The organism is Nocardiopsis oceani, assembly GCF_054777395.1.
Genome location: NZ_BAAHAR010000037.1, coordinates 27851 through 45402, shown reverse-complemented (window position 1 = coordinate 45402; position 17552 = coordinate 27851). Strand labels below are relative to the sequence as shown.

Sequence of the window (17552 nt, the reverse complement as noted above, 5' to 3'; positions counted from 1 at the left end):
GGGTCCGCCCCGACGTGCGGGCGTGGTCGGGGTTACTTGGAGACTTTGCCCATGCGCTGGGCGATGGGTGTGGTGAACAAGGGCTTGGAGAGGAACCAGGCGGCGGCGATGACCACCAGGGAGGCCAGGAAGATGACCAGGCCCCACCAGTCCACGACGTCCCGGGAGGTGTACATGTGGTTGAGGTTGCGCAGGGCACCGGTGAAGAACACCAGGAACACGTGAGCGATCGTGAAGGCCACGAAGTAGAGCATCACCGGGAAGTGCACGGCCCTCGCCCACTCGACCGGGTAGAGCTTGGTGAGGCGTTCGGCCTTCTCCGGCCACGATGTCGAGAACCGGATCCCGGAGATGACGGCCAGCGGAGCCGCGATGAACACGGTGACGAAGTAGGCCATCACCTGCAGCGCGTTGTAGTGCACCCACCCGTCTTCGGTGGGCCAGTCCAGTGAGGCGTACTGGATGGCCCCGGAGAGCATGTTCGGGAAGATGTCCCAGTCCGTGGGCACGATCCGCATCCAGTGCCCGGTCACCATCAGCAAGACCACGAAGATGATTCCGTTGGCCACCCAGAGCACGTCCAACGATTGGTGGAGCCACTGGGACAGGGACACCTTCTTCGGGGCGTTGCCCTTCGGGGAGAAGAACGAGTTCTCCTTGGCCGTCCAGTAACCCGGTGGCTTGCGCTCGGTGCGCACCTGCAGACCGGTGCGGATGATCAGCACGATGAAGAACATGTTGAAGAAGTGCTGCCAGCCCTTCCACCAGGGCATCCCCTCCGGGGCCGCCTCCGGCTGGGAAGCATGCCCGTCATAGGTGGCGATGAACTGCTGGACCGGCTCCAGGGTCCGCAGCCAACGGGCGGCCAGCACGACTACCAACGCGACGACGACCAGTCCGGCGGTGACCGACACCGGCCTCACCCACGCCGGGCGCCCCGCCCCGGCCCCGGATGCGGGTGCCGTCCGCGACGCCGAACCCCTCGGTGTGCCCCCCGCTCCTGCTGAGGAGGCGGCAGCCGGACCAGCGGCCGCAGAGGAGCTCGCGCCCATCCGCGACGGCTTCGCCGCTCGCGCACCGCCCTCCTGCCCCGCCGTGTCCCGGCCGGGCACCGCCGACCGGTCGCCGGCCATGCGGCGCCGACCGGGGGCACCGGTGCGTTCCTGCGGGGTATTTCCCGCGCCGCCAGAGTTGTTATCGCTGGCCATGGGCATTCTCAGTCCTTCTACTTCCTTCAGGGCAGGCGCTGGCAGCACAAGCTCGCGTGTGGCCGGACGGCTACCCGGATCAGTTCCGGCGGTTGTTGATCTCCTCGATCAGCCGCGGAACCACAGAGAACACGTCACCGACGACCCCGAAGTCGGCGACCTCGAAGATCGGGGCGTCCTCGTCCTTGTTGATCGCCACGACGGTTTTGGAGGTCTGCATCCCGGCCCGGTGCTGGATCGCCCCGGAAATCCCCAGGGCCACGTAGAGTTGCGGGGTCACGGAGACACCGGTCTGGCCGACCTGGTGGGACTGCGCCACGTAGCCGGCGTCCACGGCCGCCCGGGAGGCGCCCACGGCCGCCCCAAGCGCGTCGGCGAGGTCCTCGACCAGGGAGAAGTCTTCCTTCGACCCCATCCCGCGGCCGCCTGAGACCACGGTCCTGGCCCCACGCAACTCGGGACGGTCGGTCTCGGCCGGCGTGTCCACGGCGTCGTCGATCCGCGCCCCCGGGGCGGCCGCGGTGGCCACCATGGCGGACCGAACTTGCGGGGAGGCGACGGCATCTGCACGGGCCTCGATGGAGCCGGAGCGGACGGTGGCGATCATCAGCCCACCCTCGACGGTGGACTCGGAGGTGAAGTCCCCACCGAACACGGAGTGCTCGGTGACGATCTCCCGGCCCTCCTCGTCATAACGGACCCCGACCACGTCGGCGGCCACCGAGCCCCCGGCCACGATCGCCAGTCGCCCGGCCACGGACTTGGAATCGTTTGCGGCCGGTACCAGCACTACATGCGCGCCATAGGCGGCCACGGCGTCAGCCAGGGCGCCAACCTGGGCGGTCCCCAGCTCGGTGGCGACGGTCGCGGACTCGGCCAGGTAGGCGTGTGCGGCGCCCAGTGCGCCGAGTTGCCCGGCCAAGGCCCCGCCCTGCCCAGGGGCAGTGACGGCGACGGCGACCGGTGTGCCGATCTGAGCGGCCGCGCCGAGCAGCTCGGCGGCCGTGGACTTCGGTCTTCCCTCGATGGTGGTCTCGATCAGGACCAGGACGTTTCCGGTGTTTGCCATGATGCAGTCTTCTTTCCGGCCTGTGAGCGTCGTGGTTTCAGAGGGCAGCCGGACGGTCAGACCAGCCGGTTGGAGACCAGGAAATCGGCCAGCTGCACGGCGGCCGTGCCGTCATCGGCGACCTTCGGGCCAGCCTCCTTCGCAGGCCGCTCACTCGCCGAGACCATCACCGAACGCACCGGGGCGGAGTCCGGCCCCGCCTGGATCCCCAACTCCGTCAGGGCCCAGGTGTCCAGCGGCTTCTTCTTGGCCCGCATGATCCCCTTGAAGTTCGGGAAGCGCGCCTCAGCCGCCTTCTCGGTCACCGAGACCACCGCGGGCAACGACGAGCTCAGGGACAGCGAAGCGCCGTCCACCTGGGCTGTGCCGGTGACGCCGTCAGCGGCGATCCGTACTTCTTCCAGGGCTGGAAGCACAGACCAGCCCAGTACCTCGGCGACCATCGCCGGCACCATCCCGCCCCGGCCGTCCGTGGCCTCGTTGCCGGCCAGCAGCAGGTCTCCTCCGGTCTTCTCAACCGCCGCGGCCAGGACCCGTGCGGTCTGGACCATGTCCGAACCGGCCAGTGCCGGATCCGTCACCAGTACCCCCGAGTCCGCCCCCATCGACAGCAGCTTGCGCAGTGTCTTGGCGGAGTCCTCCGGGCCCATGGACAGGATCACGATCTCCGTGTCCGCATTGGCGTCTTTGAACCGGAGGGCCGTCTCCAGAGCACGCTCATTGATCTCGTCCGGCACCGGTTCCGAGGCGCCCCGGTCCAACAACCCCGAATCCAGGTCGAGCTTCCGATCCGACCAGGTGTCCGGCACCTGCTTGGCCAATACGACAATCTTCATCGCGTGCTCTCCTTGCCCAAGGAACCTTCATGGTCTGACCATAAGCATAGTACGTTGGTCTGACCAAAAATACTAGGACATCCAAGTAATTGCCAGCGAAGCACCAGCCAGGACTTGCCCACAGCGGGGCGAGCGGCAGCCGGCCCACATCAAGCCCTGCCGACCGCAGCGCCGGGGGCGGCTGCGCCTGTTCGACCATCGATAGGTATGGTCTGACCATAGAATCGTCAGCCCGAGGGCTCTCACCCAGGAGATCGCCGTGGTATCAGCAACGCGCACCAACCCTTCCGCGGAACAGGTTCTGCAGATCCCCGTGCACTGGACCGACGAGGTCCGTGAGGACTGGATCGATGCCAACGACCACATGAACATCCGTCACTACGTGGACATGGGCGGGTTCTCCACGGACCAGGTCTGCCAGAAGATGGGGATCGATGACGCGTATCGCGCAGAGCGCCGGTTGGGCCTCTTCACCGCGGAGCAGCACCTGACCTACGTCCATGAGATGCGGCTGGGCACGCCTATCACCGCACATGTCCGCGTCCTGGACCGAAACGAGAAGGTCGGGCATATGTTGGCCCTGGTCATGGACCGCGAGAAGGACCGGCTGGCCTGCATCTACGAGACGGTCCTGATCCACGTCGACATGGACAGCCGTCGCCCCGCGGGTTTCCCGGACGACGTGGCACAAGCCTTCGACCGCTTCATAGCCGAGGACACCGCACTGCACTGGCCAGCTCCGGTGAGCGGTTCCCTGGGGATCCGACGGAACTGACTCCCCGCCGGACGGGGGCGGTCCTGGAGAACCAGTGCCGCCGCCACATGCGCGGAGCCGCTCGGACCTGGCGCCCGCGGCGGAAACGGGATGCTGTCGGCCTATCCCGGATGCAGATCACTTCGCCCCGTCGAGCAGTTGCCCGGCGGGGCGAAGTGCCGCGCAGCGGCTGGTGCGGGTACGGCTGGGAGGGCCCCGCCCAGGTGGGCATCGACGCGGCTGAGGCCGATCGCCGCGCCGGTGGACTCATGCCACAGAGCTCGCTTCGGCCGGGCCCGAGCGGCAGGGGCTGTGCGGACACCAGCAGCCTCAGGGATTGGGGCGGTCCAGGTACACGGTCTTGGTTTCCTGGAAGGACGCCAGACCCTCGGGGCCGAGTTCGCGGCCGAGTCCGCTGGCCTTCACGCCGCCGAAGGGCGCCACGGGGTCGTTGTTGTAGCCGTTGACGCCGATGGTGCCGGTGCGGACAGTGCGGGCGAAGGCCGCGCCGCGGTCGGGGTCCCTCGTCCAGACCGAACCGCCCAGGCCGAAGTCCGAATCGTTGGCGATCCGCGTGGCCTGTTGCTCGTCCTCGTAGGGAATCACCGAGAGCACGGGCCCGAAGATCTCCTCCTGGGCGATGGTGGCCTTCGGGTCGACGTCGGCGAAGACCGTCGGCTCAACGAACCACCCTTGGCCCAGCCCCTGCGGTCGGCCGCCACCGACGAGCAGGCGGGCCTCCTGCTTGCCCTTGGCGATGTAACCCTCGACGCGGTCCCGCTGGCGTTCGGAGACCAGCGGTCCGATCTTCGTGGCCGGGTCGAGCGGGTCGCCCACGGCCAGCCCGGAGTAGAGATCGGCGAGCGTCCCGGTGATCTCGCCGTAGCGGGCGGCGGGTACCAGGATTCGGGTTCCCAGCCAGCAGACCTGCCCGTTGTTGACCATGGTCGCTGCGAAGAAGTCCTCCAGGTTCGACTCGAGTTCCGCGTCGTCCAGGATGACAGCGGCGGACTTGCCGCCCAGCTCCAAGGTCACCGGGCGCAACAGCTCTCCACAGGCGGCCGCGACCTTCCGGCCGGCCTCCGAAGACCCGGTGAAGGACACCTTGTCCACACCGGGATGGGACACGAGGTAGGCGCCGACCTCGCGTCCAGCAGGGACGATGTTCACCACTCCGGGCGGCAGGCCCGCCTCGTCAGCGGCCTCTGCAAGCAGGAAGGCATCCAGGACGGTTTCCGGGGAGGGCTTCAGCACCACGGTGCAGCCGGCGGCCAGCGCTGGCGCCAAGGCAAGGAAGGTGATGGCCTGGGGGACGTTCCACGGGACGACCTGGGCCACGACCCCGATGGGACGGCGCACCACGAGAGTCTGCTTGCCCAGCAGGCCGGGCCTGACCTCTTCCTGGGTCTTCTCCGCGAGGTCGGAAAAGTAGCGCACCAGCACTGGCGGGAAGCCCTGTTCCCACTGCTGAGCCAACCAAATGGGCATGCCGTTCTGGACCGTGACCCGCCGGGCGGTCTCCTCACCGCGGGACTCCAGGGCACGGGCGAAGCGCTCGAGGGCCTCGCGGCGTTGTCCGGGAGTCGAGTGGGCCCAGCCGGACGGGTCGTCGAACGCGGTCCGGGCAGCCGCGACGGCCGCGTCGACGTCGGCCTCGCTGGCCTCGGGAACGCTGCCGACGGGCTCATGGGTGGTGGCGGAACGGACGCCGATGCGCGCGGGCGTCGTCGGTTCTGCCCAGGCGCCGCCGATGTACATGCGGTCGTAGTCCACTATCTGTTTGGTGTCCGAGGTGGTCACGTCCAGCTCCTTGGTTCGGGATGGGGTTACAGGTGCGGGTACACGGCGGATCAACCGTGGACCAGCACAACCTTCACGGCCTCTCCGCTGGCCTGGGCGGCGACGGCCTCGTTGATCCGGTCGAAAGGCAGGGTGGTGACCAGCCGGTCAAAGGGGAGGACGCCCTTTTCGTACAGGGCAATGAGCTCAGGGATAAAGGAGTCCGGATCGCTGTTTCCCTCGACGATTCCGGTGAAGCTCATCCCGCGGGCCTGCATCTCCAGCAGATTGACGTTGAGGGCGGCCTGCGGCTGCTGCGGCACGCCCACCATGCCCAGGTGCCCCCGTTGTCCCATGGAGGCGAGGATCTCGATGATGACGTCCTCCATGGCGGTGGTGTCCAGGACGTAGTCCACCCCCTCGGGCAGGATCTCCCGCACCCGCGCCGACATCGACGAAGCCGTAGGGTCCACCACGTGGGTGGCGCCAAGGGACAGGGCCAGCTCCCGACGCTGGGGCAGAGGGTCGGACACGATGACGGTCCCCACCCCACGGGCCACCGCGGCCAGGACACCGGATAGCCCTACCGATCCCCCGCCGGTCACCAGTAGGGACGAGCCCTGCTCGGCGTCCAGCGCGTTGAGCACGGCGCCGGCACCGGTCTGCACCCCGCAGCCCAGCGGTCCGGCGATCTCCAGAGGAACCGATTCGGGGATCTTGACCACGTTGCGTTCGCGCGCCATGGCATGGCGGGCGAATGTGGACTGGCCGAAGAAGTTCGAGGCCACCGGTTGGCCTGCGTGACTGAGGGCACTGGTGCCATCGGGGCGCGCACCACCGAAGTTGCGGTCCATGAACTCGAGGCAATAGGCCGGGACGCCGGCCCGGCACTGAGTGCACTTGCCACAGCTGTTGAAGCTGGCAGCGACCCGGTCGCCGATCCCGACCTTCGTGACGCCTTCGCCAACGGCCAGTACGGTGCCGCTGCCTTCGTGCCCCAACACGCCGGGGAACGGGAAGGGCAAGTGACCCTCCCGGACGGCGATGTCAGTGTGGCACAGGCCGACTCCGGCGACTTCGAACAGGACCTCGCCAGGACCTGGATCGCCGATGGCCAGGTCCTTGAGCGTGAACTCTCCACCGGTGGCCTCTAGGACAGCTGCGGTGGTTTTCATGGTTTCTCCTGGGGGTGTGAACGACTCCGGTTTCGGGCTGAGGTCAGCTGCGGCCAGCCCGTATCAGCAGTTGCCGCGGGAGACCCGGACACGGGCGCCCTCGGCCTCGTCCGAGACGATCAGCTGGCAGGACAGCCTGGAGTTCGCTGACGCGTCCTCGAGGAACTCGATGAGGTCCGCTTCCTCAGTCATCGGCTCCTCGAACGCGCCGTCAGGGGCGTGTTCCAGGAAGACGTGGCAGGTGGCACAGGAACAGCTCCCGCCGCATTCGGCCACGATGCCGGGCAGATTGTTCCGCACGGAGCCATCCATGACGGATTGCCCGCAGGGAACATCCATCGGTTTTTCGGTTCCGTCCGGAAGCACATAGGTGACAGTGGGCATGTCAGTCCCTTCCTTCTTGGGCTGGGATTTCGATATCGGCAGCCGCCCAGGGGCCTCGGCCCGGGAGGGCTCAGGCCGGCAGTTCTCGGACCGGCGGACCTCAGGCCGACACGAGGACCCGCAGGTCGGTGTCCGGGTCGAGAAGAGCCTGCGGGTCGACCGGGCACTGCCTGGTGAGCATCTTCTTCGCGGCCATGAAGTCCCTGGGCGAGTTGACCGTCTCGGCGGCGAGCAGCCGGCCGCCGCGGAGGTGGTACAGGGCGTAGCTCCCGCCAGCCGGATCCCCGCGCTGCACCGTCTCGTAGTCGCCGTGGACAATGCCGACGATCTTGATCTTCAGTTCGAACTGATCCGACCAGAACCACGGAATGTCATGGTCCTGCGCCGGTCGGCCGAGGACGACGTCGACGGCATGTCGCGCCTGTTCCACGGCGTTCTGGATGCTTTCCACCCGCATTCGCCCGGACGGAGTGGCCAGTCCGGCCACGGGCCGGTTCGCGACATCTCCGATCGCCAGGATGGACTCGTCGCTGGTGCGGGAGCGCGCGTTGACCACGACCCCCTGATCGCAAGCCAGACCCGCCTCACGGGCCAAGCCGTCCCTCGGGATCGCTCCTGCCCCCACCAGCACGGTTCCGCAAGGGATTTCCGTCCCGTCGGCCAGCCGCACACCACCGACCCGGCCGGCGTCGCACCGGTATCCCACAGTCTCGGCGCCCGTGACGATTGTGGTGCCGCTCCGTTGGTGGTGCTCCGCGATGCGGTCGGAGAGGTCCGGGCTGGCCACACGGGCCAGGATGCGGTCCTCCCGTTCGATCACGGTGACCTCCACGCCACGGGTCCGGGCGGCCGCGGCCACTTCCAAGCCGACGTAGCCGCCGCCGACGATGGCCAGCGGCCGCCCGGAGAGGATGTCCCTTCCCAGGCTGGTGGCGTCGGCCAGGTCGCGAAGGACGTGGATACCCTCGAGGTCCTTCCCGGGCAGATCCAGACATCGGGGTTCCGCCCCGGTGGCCAGGACCAACATGTCGTACTCGAGCTGCGTGCCTCCGGCCAAGGTCACCCGCCGGGAGGACCGGTGGATGGACACGGCCGTGTCCCCCAGGAGCGCGGTAATGCCGTTGTCCGCGTAGAACGCGGGGTCGTAGAGCCACTTGACGTTCTCGCTGCCGAAGGACTTGGACAACGGGGGGCGGTGGTAGGGGGCGTGCTCCTCGGCGCCGACCATGACGATCTCACCATCGAAGCCCTCCCTGCGCAGCAAGGCCACGAAGGTTCCTCCGGCATGGCCGCCGCCCACCACGACGACCCTGCGTGGACTCACGACAGCTCCAGGATCAGGGGCCTGTTCTTCAGGCCGCCGACGAAGTTGGTCTGGACGACCTTGCGGCCCCCGGTGAGCCGCACGGAGGCGATGCGGGGCAGCAGTTCCTCCAACATCACCCTGAGCTCCATTTTGGCCAGGTGCTGGCCGATGCACATGTGCGGGCCGTAGCCGAAGGCGATGTGCTTGTTGGGTTTGCGGTCGAAGCGGAACTCGTAGGGGTTGTCGAAGACCTCGTCGTCGCGGTTGGCGGACTGGTACAGGGTCATCAGCCGGTCCCCCGGCTCGATGTGCTGCCCGCGCAGTTCGTAGGCCTCTACGGCCTGCCGGGTGAACTGCTTGACCGGTGAGGCCCAGCGCAGGGCTTCGTTGACCAGGTCGGGGATCCTCGACGGTTCCGCCTGGACCGCCGCGAGCTGGTCCGGGTGTTCGGCCAGTGCTTCCAGGCAGCTGGCCATGGTGGACGAGGTGGTGTCATGGCCGGCCGTGGCGATCGCGATGAACCAGCCGTAGGCCACCTCGCGGGGGAAATACTCGCCGTCGGGCTGCGTCGCGTTGGCGATGATGGAGGCCAGGTCGCCCCTCGGTTCGGCGCGGCGGTCGTCGACGAGGGTGTCGAAGTACCGGTAGAAGTCCTGGATGGTGGCGGCCCACTGCTCAGCCGCCGCGGCCGGGGACATGGGGGTCACGTCGGCGCGCTGGGCATCCGGGTCTGCGGTGCCGAAGAAGTCCTGCGTCAAGGCCATCATCCGCGGCTCGTCCTCGGCTGGAACCCCGAAGAGGGTCATGATGACGTGCAGCGGGTAGTAGACGCTGAAGTCCTTCACGAAGTCCAGTTCGTTACGGCCGGAGACGAGGCGCTGGTCGATGGCTTCGCGGGCCAGCACCCGGATCTTGTCCTCCCAGTGCTTCAGCGACGCCGGCCGGAACCATTCCGCGCCGATGTCGCGGAACATGGTGTGCTCCGGGGGATCGAGATATGTCAGGGATTCGATGATCCGCAGGCTTCCACCGGTCAGCTCCTTGGTGAACGCGTCGTCCGCCTGGCTGGCGAAGTTCGGGTTGTGCGCACCAGGGGTGGCTCCGCCGTTGGTGAAGATCTCGGGCTGGCGTTCGACCGTCATGATGTCCGCGTGCTTGGTCAGCAACCAGACCGGGTCGTATCCCTCGACCTTCACCTTGGCCAGCGGGGCGTTCTCGCGAAGCCACCGGTACGCCTCGAAGAGGGCCTCGTCGTCGCGGTGGCCTTCCGGGGTGACGACCTGGCGGGCGATGTGGTCGGGGACCTGCGTCTCCTGCGCGTTCTGGGTAACGCTCATCGTGTCCTCCGTGAGTTGGCTGTTTCCAACATGGAGGAATGTGACCTGGGTTACATCTATCGAATGGGGTATCTTGCCGCCCGGAAGGCACCGTCAGCTATCGCCGCTGTGGCGCCGGTACAGGGCAGCGGCCCGAGTCCTGTTGTCCACGCCGAGCTTGCGGAGGATGTTCCTGACATGGGTTTTGGCGGTACCTTCGCTGATCACCAGGGCCGCCGCCAGGTCGGCGTTGGACAGGCCCTCGGCCATCAGGGACAGGATCTGAAGTTCCCGCTTCGTCAACTCCCCGCAGCAGCCGCGCCCTGGCGCCCTCAGGCCAGCGGCACCAACAGGGGCGGCGGCCCCCGCGGACTCCACTTCGACCGCGGTCCCGCCCCGGCTTGCACCCGACGCCTTGCGGAGCAACCGAAGGCCGCGGTCAGCAGCCAGCCTCGGTTCCTCCCCACCGCCAGTCAGGAGGATCCGCTCCAGGGCGGCTCCGGCGCCGACGGTCAGGAGGCTGACCAGGTCTCGGTCGAAATCGTCCACGGTGCCGCTCTGCGCATGGAGGTCCAGGCTGACAAACCCCACTACCTCATCGCCCACCACCAGCGGGGACGCGACATAGGAGTCCGATTCGGTGACCTTGATGATGTCCGGGTGCACCCTGGAACTGTCCCTGATCCCCCGCATGAGGATGGGGCGCCGACCCTGGATCATGTCGTACTCGAAAAGGCTCCTCAGGTCCCGGAGCGGTTTGCGCCGACCGGCCTCCACCAGCCGCCTGCTCTCCGCCGGACCGCGCTCGGAGTGCGCAGACTGAGCTACCCAATGCAGACGGTCCACCCAGGAGAACAGCGATCTGACGTAACCGAGTTCCACGATCTCCACCGGCAGTCGGGAACTGAACTCGTCGATCGACCCGATCGTCCGCAACTTCTGCAGGGACTGGTCAACCCGGTGCATCATCTCCTGCCGGGTTGCCATCTGCCGGGTCATCAGACTGTTCCGCAGCACGGCAACGTCCGACGCCAGCAGGCGCGCAGCACCCGGCACGTCCAGACCGCCGGCCTGCGACCACACGGGACCACGGCTCCGCAGAACGCCCTCGGCCCAGGCCAGTGCGGCGTCCAGCTCCCGCCAACTGTCGCCGACTCCGTGCAGTGGGAGACACCTGTGGTCCAACAGGGCGACGGTTTCCAGGATGTGGTGGGCCCGCGCTGTCAGGGACTCCCACGACTCGTACGACTCGTACGGTCCGCTGGCCGGACCCAACGGTGGACTCGTCATACTCAGTGAGTATCCCACAAGCCTGATAAGCGTACAATGCTTTCAATGGACCATTGGTCAGTCCAAACATTGCGGCCCTCGCCGGACCAGCGGTCCAGAGCCGCCCGACTTGACCGGGCTCCACCGCCCGCAGAGGCTGCGGGCAGGCTTCATCGAGTAACTATCCCGTCGGGGTAGGCGAGTGCGCTCCCAGCAACCCCAGCGCGTCTGCCAGCCGGTCATTCCACGCCTCCGGGGAACCGAACAGGCCAGCGTTCAGTTTGGCCCGCTTGTAGAACAGGTGCAGGTCGTGCTCCCAGGTATAGCCGATCGCGCCGTGCATGGTCAGGGCGGAGTCCGCCGCGCGCGGCCCCTCGGCCGTGACTTGCGCCTTGGTCGCGGCGGCGTGCAAGGAGCCCTCCGGCTGGCCGGAGTCCACCGAAGCGGCCGTGTAGTACACCGCAGACCGCGCCGCCTCCACACCGACCATGATGGTGGCGGCGGCGTGCTTGACGGCTTGGAACGACCCGATGGCCACGCCGAACTGCTGACGCTGCTTCGCGTACTCGACGGAAAGGTCGAGCAGCCTCTGACTGACACCAAGGGTGTCCGCCGCGACCAGCACCGCGGCTTGACGGGCGATCCCGGACAGCACGGCCGACGCGTCCACGTCCAGGCGTTCCGACGCGGCCCCGTCCAGGGTCACGTCCGCCATGGACCTCGACCGGTCCAGCAACCGGCGCGCCGTGGACCGGACGCCGTCCTGGGCGGCCCCGACCAAGTGGAGCTCCACTCCGCCGGCACCTGCGACCGGCACCACGAAACGGGCCGCCTTGTCACCGGAAAGCACCCGGGGAACAACCCCGTGGATTCCGGAATCCCGCACCTCCAAGGGCGCGGCGTCGTCGGGAATCCGGTCCGCGGGTACGAGCAGGGCAAGCGTCTGGCCGGACAGGGCCGTCTCCACGTCCTCAGGCCGCCCGGCGAGTGCCGGCAGGGCCAGGGTCGTCGCCAGCCACTCCGAAGACGGGGCGGCTACGCGGGCGAGGTGCTCGGACGTCAGGGCCAGCTCCACCAGACCCCCGCCCTGTCCCCCCTCTTCCTCGGGGATGCCGACACCTGCCCAGTACCGGGCGAACGAACCTAGGAACTCAGAGGGGTCGCCGGTCTCGAACCAGCGCCGCAGCCGTTTCGAGTCCACGGAGCTCTCCAGCCAGTCCTGGAGAGCCTCGGCGTAGGCCTCCTGCTCCTCTGAAAACTTCCATTCCATGGTTCTACTCCAGTCACTGGTTATGAGGTCTTGGCGGTGGTCCCGGATAGTCGGGAACGGGGGTCCGCTACTTGCGGGGCATCCCGAGGATCCGTTCGGCCACGATGTTGCGCTGGATGAAAGTGGACCCGCCGGCGATGGCGGTGCCTCGGGCCTGGTTCGCCAGGCGGAGCCAGTGCCGTCCCGGATCGCCGCCGCCAGAGGCAGCCACCTCGTCTGCCAGCCCGAACTGGTCATCCAGCGGCTCCAGCGAGAGCCCGGCATCGGCCAGGTCCTCCACCAGCGGGCAGAAGTAGAGCTTTCCGATGGAGGTGACCTCACCCGGGGGCTCTCCGCCGGTGGCCCCGGAGATGACGCGCTGGCTGATGGCCTGGTGCAGGTGCACCCGGCCCCACAGATCGGCCACCGTACGCCGGACCTGCGGGTCGGCGCCCAGCGGGCCGCCGTCTCCGGCCGTGCGGGACCGGACGTCCCCGATGAGGCGCTCGATCTCCTTCACCGTGTTCACCCGCCCGGTGGCGATCGCAACGCGCTCGAAAGACAGGGTGCCCATGGTCACCTTCCAGCCACCGTCCACGTCGCCGACGACGGCGGAGTCCGGCAGGAAGACCTCGTCCAGGAAGACCTCGTTGAACTCCGCCTCGCCGAGCATGTGCTCAAGCGGGCGGATGGTCACTCCCGCCGCATCCATCGGCAGCAGGAAGTAGGTGATGCCCTTGTGCCGCTCGCCCCCTCCGGTGCGGGCCAGGAGAATGGCGTGGGCGGCCAGCTGGGCCCGGGAGGTCCAGATCTTCTGGCCGGTGATCCGCCAACCGCCCTCCACCTTCACGGCCTTGGTACGCAGTGAGGCCAGGTCTGAGCCGGATTCCGGCTCAGAGAACAACTGGCACCAGATGTCCTCACCGGTGAGGATCCGGCGCAGGTATTGCTCCTTCTGCTCAGCCGTCCCGTAGTGGGCGATGGTCGGCCCGGCGAAGTCCTCACCGATGGTGTTCAGCCGCTCCGGAGCGCCCGCATGCGCAGACTCCTCAGCGAAAATGGAGGCCATCCGTTCGTCGAGCCCCTGGCCTCCGTACTCCTTCGGCCAGGTCAGGCCGGCATAGCCGGCATTGAAGAGTTCGGTCTGGTAGTTGCGCCAGAACGGTGCCTTCTCCTCCAGCTCCGGCGGCTCGGGCCAGTCCAGGGCGGGGAGTGCACGGGCAAGCCAGGCACGCACCTCGGCGCGGAACCGTGCCTCTTCCGGCTGCTCGGAGAAATCCATGCTCGTCCCTTCATCCTTCATTCGCTACAGTGAACTTTAGGTCAGACCATTTAATATGGCTAGCCTAAGACCTCATCAGCGAGAGGACGTGCTCATGGAGGACACCAGCTTGGTCGGCACCGTGGTGGACGAAGTCGCCTTCGACGTCGAACGGGGCAAGATCGCCGAGTTCGCGCGGGCCACCGGGGCCCACGACACCGTGCACACCGACCGCTGCGAGGCCCAGCGACGCCGATTGCCGGACGTCGCCGCAACGGCAACCCATGTGGTCGCCGCCGGCCACCACCGCAGCCAGACCGCGATGCTCGAGACGCTCGGCCTGGAATTGGCTCGGGTCGTCGTTGGCAAGACCGGGTGGCAGTACCTCCGCCCGCTCACGGCCGGCGACTCCCTGACTGGCCGACGGGTGGTTGTCGCTGACGAGGCCAAGACGAGCAGCAGCGGCACTGCCCTGCGGATCATCACCCTGGAGACCGAATACCTGGACCGCGACGGCACGGTCACCGTCCGCCAGCGGGAAACGATCCTCGAAAGGGGCCGGAAATGACCACCCCGTCCGCAGGACGCTTCGGACCTGTCACGCAGACGGACATCGTCCGGTTCGCCGGGGCCGGCGGGGACTTCAACCCCCTGCACCACGACCCCTCCTTTGCCCGGGATGCCGGGTTCGAAGCCCCCATCGCGATGGGCCAGTTCACCGCCGGGCTGATGGCCGGATGGCTCACCGACTGGTGCGGCGTGGAGAACCTCCACTCCTTCGACGTGCAGTTCAAGGCCCCGGTGAAGATCGGCGACACCGTGGACTTCTCTGTCGCGGCAACGGAAACGCCCCCGGACGGGCGCACCCTCGCGCTGGACCTGATCGCATCCGTTGGCGGAAGGACCGTCGTCGTCGGGCACGCCGTGACCACCCCGCCAGAGGGCTGTACGCAGGAAGCCGGCGCCGCGTCGGGCGGCGACGTCCGTCAGCCGATGTGGACACCGTCGGCCGCGCGGGTGGACGGGTCACGGATGCGCGACTTCCAGCGCTGGGTCGCCGAGTACCGCGGAGTGCAGACCAGCGACTACACCTCCCTGCACCGGTGGTCGGTCTCGGACCTCGAGGGCTTCTGGGGTGCAGTCTGGGAGTACTTCGGCGTCCTGGCGTCGAGAAAGCCCGACCTCACGAGGCCGGGCTCCGTGCTGGCCGACGATTCCATGCCCGGGTCCTCCTGGTTCCCCGGTGCGAGGTTGAACTATGCGGAGAACCTGCTGCGTCATGCCGCGGACCGGCCGGACGACGTTGCGATTATCGGCGAGCACGAGGAGCTCGCAGCCACCAGCCTGACCTGGAGCGAACTGGAGGCGCAGGTGGCTGCCCTGGCCGCCGAGCTGCGCCGGCTCGGGGTCCGTCCCGGAGACCGGGTCGCTGCCGTGCTGCCGCACATCCCGCCAACCGTCGTGGCACTCTTGGCCACCGCTTCCGTCGGTGCGGTCTGGTCCGTGGTGAACACCGACTTCGGCCTCAGCGGAGTGGCCGACCGGTTCGCGCAGATCCAGCCGAAGGTCCTGCTCACCGTGGACGGCTACGAGTTCGGCGGCAAGGTGCGCGACATGACAGGCACCATTGCCGAACTGCGCGGGGTGCTGCCCACCGTGGAGCACGTGGTCGTGGTCGATCAATTGCCGGCCGGCACCTGCGGCGAACCACCGGAGGACACCCAGCGGCTCTCGCAGATCCTCGGCCGCCCGGCCGAACCCGACTACGAGCAAGTGCCCTTCGAGCACCCCCTGTGGGTGCTCTACTCCTCCGGTACCACCGGCAAGCCCAAGGGAATCGTGCACTCCCACGGCGGGGTGCTTCTGGAGGTGCTCAAGGCCAACGGCCTGCACTACGACCTCGGGCCCCGGGAACGCGCCTACTTCGCCGTCTCCACCACCTGGGTGGTGTGGAACATGGTGGTGGACACCATGGTCATGGGCACTTCGATCGTCACCTACGACGGCTCACCCAACCACGGCGGTCCGGACCGCCACTTCGAGCTCATCGCCCGGCACAGGGCCACCTTCTTCGGCACCGGCGCAGCCGTACTGACCATGGTGGAGAAGGCTGGAGCGGTCCCGAACGCACGTTACGACCTCTCTGCGCTCACCGCCATGATGGTCACCGGATCGCCACTGCCCGACTCGACCTGGAACTGGGTCTACTGGGCGGTCGGCGAGGACATCCGAGTCGGCTCGGACTCCGGCGGCACGGACGTGGCCACCGCCTTCATCGGGTCGAACCCGCTGGACCCGGTGTACCGAGGCGAGCTCATGGGCGCCTGCCTGGGAGTGGCCGCGGAATCCTGGGACTCCGAGGGGCACCGTATCCACAACGAGGTCGGCGAGTTCGTGGTCACCCGCCCCATGCCGTCCATGCCCGTCATGTTCTGGAACGACCACGACGGTTCCCGGTACTTCGACTCCTACTTCAGCACCTACCCCGGTGTCTGGAGACACGGCGACTGGGTCACAGAGCTGGAAGAAGGACAGTTCATCATCCACGGTCGCTCCGACTCCACCATCAACCGCGGCGGGATCCGGATGGGCTCGGCGGACATCACCCAGGTCGTGGACGAGGTAGACGGGGTCGCCGCCTCCATGGTCATCGGTGCTGAACTGTCCGGCGGGGACTACTACATGCCCCTGTTCGTGGTCCCCGCCACCAGTCGAACCGTGGACGACGCAATGCGGAAGGCCGTCGTCGACGCCATCCGCACCCGTGTCTCCCCCCGCTACGTGCCCGACGAGATCATCGAGGCCCCGGCTGTGCCCAGGACCCGTACCGGCAAGTTGATGGAGGTGCCCGTCAAGAGACTCTTCCAGGGCGCCGGGCCGGAGAGCCTCAACCGCGGCACCGAGGACGACTCAGACGTCCTGGACTGGTATGTCGGCCAGGCAGCGGAGTTCCAGCGGTCCCGAACGTGAACCGGATCGAAACATCGGCGGCGCCCTATTGATAACGATCGTTCACAGGTCTAGAGTCTGAAAATGGTAAGACCAAAAATCTCAGGCCGGGGTTCCCCGGCCGCGACCGGGTCGTACCACCCAGAACCACACACAACCGACGAACTTCAAGGAAAATCATGCCCGCACTCGAGAACTTCACTGACGTCCTCTACGAGGTTGACAACGGCCTGGCCTGGATCACCATCAACCGCGCCGACCGTTACAACTCGTTCCGGGCCCGAACCGTCGACGAGCTCGTCATGGCGTTCAAGACCGCTTGGAACGACCCCGAGGTGGGAGTCGTCGCGCTCACCGCCGCCGGCGAGAAGGCCTTCTGCACCGGCGGCGACCAGAAGCAGCGGTTGGAGAGCGGCGACTACGGCCCCTCCGAGTCGGGCCTGTTCGAGATCGACTCCCTGCACCGCGTCATCCGGGACACCCCCAAGCCCGTGATCGCCGCGGTCAACGGCTTCGCCATCGGCGGTGGCCACGTCCTCCACCTGCTGTGCGACCTGACCATTGCGGCGGACCACGCACGGTTCGGGCAGAACGGCCCGCGCGTCGGGTCCTTCGACGCCGGCTTCGGCACAGGCCTGATGGCCCGCGCGGTCGGTGAGAAGCGCGCTCGGGAGATCTGGTTCCTGTGCCGCCAGTACTCCGCCGAACAGGCAGTGGACTGGGGCCTGGCGAACAAGTCCGTCCCCGCCGACCAACTCAAGGCCGAGGTGCGTTCCTGGGCGGACGAGATCCTCAAGCTCTCCCCCACCGCGCTCAAGGTGCTCAAGCAGTCCTTCAACTCGGACACCGAGCACTTCGCCGCAACCGGGCAGATGGCCTACTCCAGCCTGAGCTTGTTCGGCGAGACGGCGGAGGCCCAGGAGGGCATCAACGCCTTCAACGAGAAGCGGACACCCGACTTCCGCGCCCACCAGGCCTGAGCCGCCCGGACCGCTTC

At 67.7% G+C, this 17552-nt stretch carries 15 protein-coding genes; 4 read left to right on the top strand and 11 right to left on the bottom strand.

Annotated elements, in window-relative coordinates:
- Positions 1 to 32: 32 nt before the first annotated feature.
- The 3 genes from ACYVDG_RS21935 to ACYVDG_RS21925 form a co-directional block, all read right to left on the bottom strand.
- Positions 33 to 914 (bottom strand): cytochrome b/b6 domain-containing protein, encoded by an 882-nt coding sequence (locus tag ACYVDG_RS21935; protein ID WP_460756738.1) that lies wholly within the window; start codon positions 912 to 914, stop codon positions 33 to 35.
- A 373-nt stretch (positions 915 to 1287) separates the two neighbouring features.
- Positions 1288 to 2277, bottom strand: coding sequence for an electron transfer flavoprotein subunit alpha/FixB family protein (locus ACYVDG_RS21930; protein WP_460756732.1), 990 nt, complete (start codon positions 2275 to 2277; stop codon positions 1288 to 1290).
- 56 nt (positions 2278 to 2333) lie between these two features.
- Positions 2334 to 3113, bottom strand: a complete 780-nt coding sequence (locus tag ACYVDG_RS21925) for an electron transfer flavoprotein subunit beta/FixA family protein (protein ID WP_460756727.1) — start codon at positions 3111 to 3113, stop codon at positions 2334 to 2336.
- Between the two features lie 259 nt (positions 3114 to 3372).
- Here ACYVDG_RS21925 and ACYVDG_RS21920 point away from each other — a divergent pair, with 259 nt between their 5' ends.
- On the top strand, positions 3373 to 3888 hold the full coding sequence (locus ACYVDG_RS21920) for a thioesterase family protein (protein WP_460756722.1): 516 nt from the start codon (positions 3373 to 3375) through the stop codon (positions 3886 to 3888).
- A 309-nt stretch (positions 3889 to 4197) separates the two neighbouring features.
- On the opposite strand, the gene ACYVDG_RS21915 is transcribed toward ACYVDG_RS21920, so the two are convergent.
- From ACYVDG_RS21915 to ACYVDG_RS21880, 8 genes are all read right to left on the bottom strand, one after another.
- Positions 4198 to 5667: an aldehyde dehydrogenase gene (locus ACYVDG_RS21915; protein ID WP_460756715.1), complete on the bottom strand. Its 1470-nt coding sequence runs from the start codon at positions 5665 to 5667 to the stop codon at positions 4198 to 4200.
- Between the two features lie 50 nt (positions 5668 to 5717).
- Positions 5718 to 6821, bottom strand: a complete 1104-nt coding sequence (locus tag ACYVDG_RS21910; protein ID WP_460756712.1) for an NAD(P)-dependent alcohol dehydrogenase — start codon at positions 6819 to 6821, stop codon at positions 5718 to 5720.
- Positions 6822 to 6884: 63 nt separating this feature from the next.
- On the bottom strand, positions 6885 to 7121 hold the full coding sequence (locus ACYVDG_RS21905; protein WP_460756706.1) for a 2Fe-2S iron-sulfur cluster-binding protein: 237 nt from the start codon (positions 7119 to 7121) through the stop codon (positions 6885 to 6887).
- A gap of 184 nt (positions 7122 to 7305) precedes the next feature.
- Positions 7306 to 8529, bottom strand: a complete 1224-nt coding sequence (locus ACYVDG_RS21900; protein ID WP_460756701.1) for an NAD(P)/FAD-dependent oxidoreductase — start codon at positions 8527 to 8529, stop codon at positions 7306 to 7308.
- On the bottom strand, positions 8526 to 9848 hold the full coding sequence (locus ACYVDG_RS21895) for a cytochrome P450 (RefSeq protein WP_460756698.1): 1323 nt from the start codon (positions 9846 to 9848) through the stop codon (positions 8526 to 8528). Before ACYVDG_RS21895 ends, ACYVDG_RS21900 begins: the two co-directional genes overlap by 4 nt.
- A 93-nt stretch (positions 9849 to 9941) precedes the next feature.
- Complete coding sequence (locus tag ACYVDG_RS21890; protein WP_460756694.1) at positions 9942 to 11117, bottom strand: helix-turn-helix transcriptional regulator; 1176 nt, start codon at positions 11115 to 11117, stop codon at positions 9942 to 9944.
- A gap of 160 nt (positions 11118 to 11277) precedes the next feature.
- A complete protein-coding gene (locus ACYVDG_RS21885; protein ID WP_460756688.1) occupies positions 11278 to 12366 on the bottom strand; it encodes an acyl-CoA dehydrogenase family protein in 1089 nt (362 codons plus the stop codon).
- A gap of 67 nt (positions 12367 to 12433) precedes the next feature.
- On the bottom strand, positions 12434 to 13627 hold the full coding sequence (locus ACYVDG_RS21880) for an acyl-CoA dehydrogenase family protein (protein ID WP_460756684.1): 1194 nt from the start codon (positions 13625 to 13627) through the stop codon (positions 12434 to 12436).
- 94 nt (positions 13628 to 13721) lie between these two features.
- On the opposite strand from ACYVDG_RS21880, the gene ACYVDG_RS21875 reads away from it, so the two are divergent.
- The 3 genes from ACYVDG_RS21875 to ACYVDG_RS21865 all read left to right on the top strand — a co-directional run bounded on the left by ACYVDG_RS21875 (position 13722) and on the right by ACYVDG_RS21865 (position 17535).
- Positions 13722 to 14174 (top strand): FAS1-like dehydratase domain-containing protein, encoded by a 453-nt coding sequence (locus tag ACYVDG_RS21875; RefSeq protein ID WP_460756679.1) that lies wholly within the window; start codon positions 13722 to 13724, stop codon positions 14172 to 14174.
- Complete coding sequence (locus ACYVDG_RS21870; RefSeq protein ID WP_460756676.1) at positions 14171 to 16576, top strand: acetoacetate--CoA ligase; 2406 nt, start codon at positions 14171 to 14173, stop codon at positions 16574 to 16576. Before ACYVDG_RS21875 ends, ACYVDG_RS21870 begins: the two co-directional genes overlap by 4 nt.
- Before the next feature lie 158 nt (positions 16577 to 16734).
- A complete protein-coding gene (locus ACYVDG_RS21865; protein WP_460756671.1) occupies positions 16735 to 17535 on the top strand; it encodes an enoyl-CoA hydratase-related protein in 801 nt (266 codons plus the stop codon).
- The last annotated feature ends 17 nt before the right edge of the window (positions 17536 to 17552 follow it).

Coding starts and splice junctions, on each gene's coding strand:
- ACYVDG_RS21890 (WP_460756694.1), bottom strand. CDS start 11,117: ATGACGAGTCCACCGTTGGGTCCGGCCAGCGGACCGTACGAGTCGTAC.
- ACYVDG_RS21925 (WP_460756727.1), bottom strand. CDS start 3,113: ATGAAGATTGTCGTATTGGCCAAGCAGGTGCCGGACACCTGGTCGGAT.
- ACYVDG_RS21865 (WP_460756671.1), top strand. CDS start 16,735: ATGCCCGCACTCGAGAACTTCACTGACGTCCTCTACGAGGTTGACAAC.
- ACYVDG_RS21930 (WP_460756732.1), bottom strand. CDS start 2,277: ATGGCAAACACCGGAAACGTCCTGGTCCTGATCGAGACCACCATCGAG.
- ACYVDG_RS21885 (WP_460756688.1), bottom strand. CDS start 12,366: ATGGAATGGAAGTTTTCAGAGGAGCAGGAGGCCTACGCCGAGGCTCTC.
- ACYVDG_RS21910 (WP_460756712.1), bottom strand. CDS start 6,821: ATGAAAACCACCGCAGCTGTCCTAGAGGCCACCGGTGGAGAGTTCACG.
- ACYVDG_RS21875 (WP_460756679.1), top strand. CDS start 13,722: ATGGAGGACACCAGCTTGGTCGGCACCGTGGTGGACGAAGTCGCCTTC.
- ACYVDG_RS21880 (WP_460756684.1), bottom strand. CDS start 13,627: ATGGATTTCTCCGAGCAGCCGGAAGAGGCACGGTTCCGCGCCGAGGTG.
- ACYVDG_RS21870 (WP_460756676.1), top strand. CDS start 14,171: ATGACCACCCCGTCCGCAGGACGCTTCGGACCTGTCACGCAGACGGAC.
- ACYVDG_RS21895 (WP_460756698.1), bottom strand. CDS start 9,848: ATGAGCGTTACCCAGAACGCGCAGGAGACGCAGGTCCCCGACCACATC.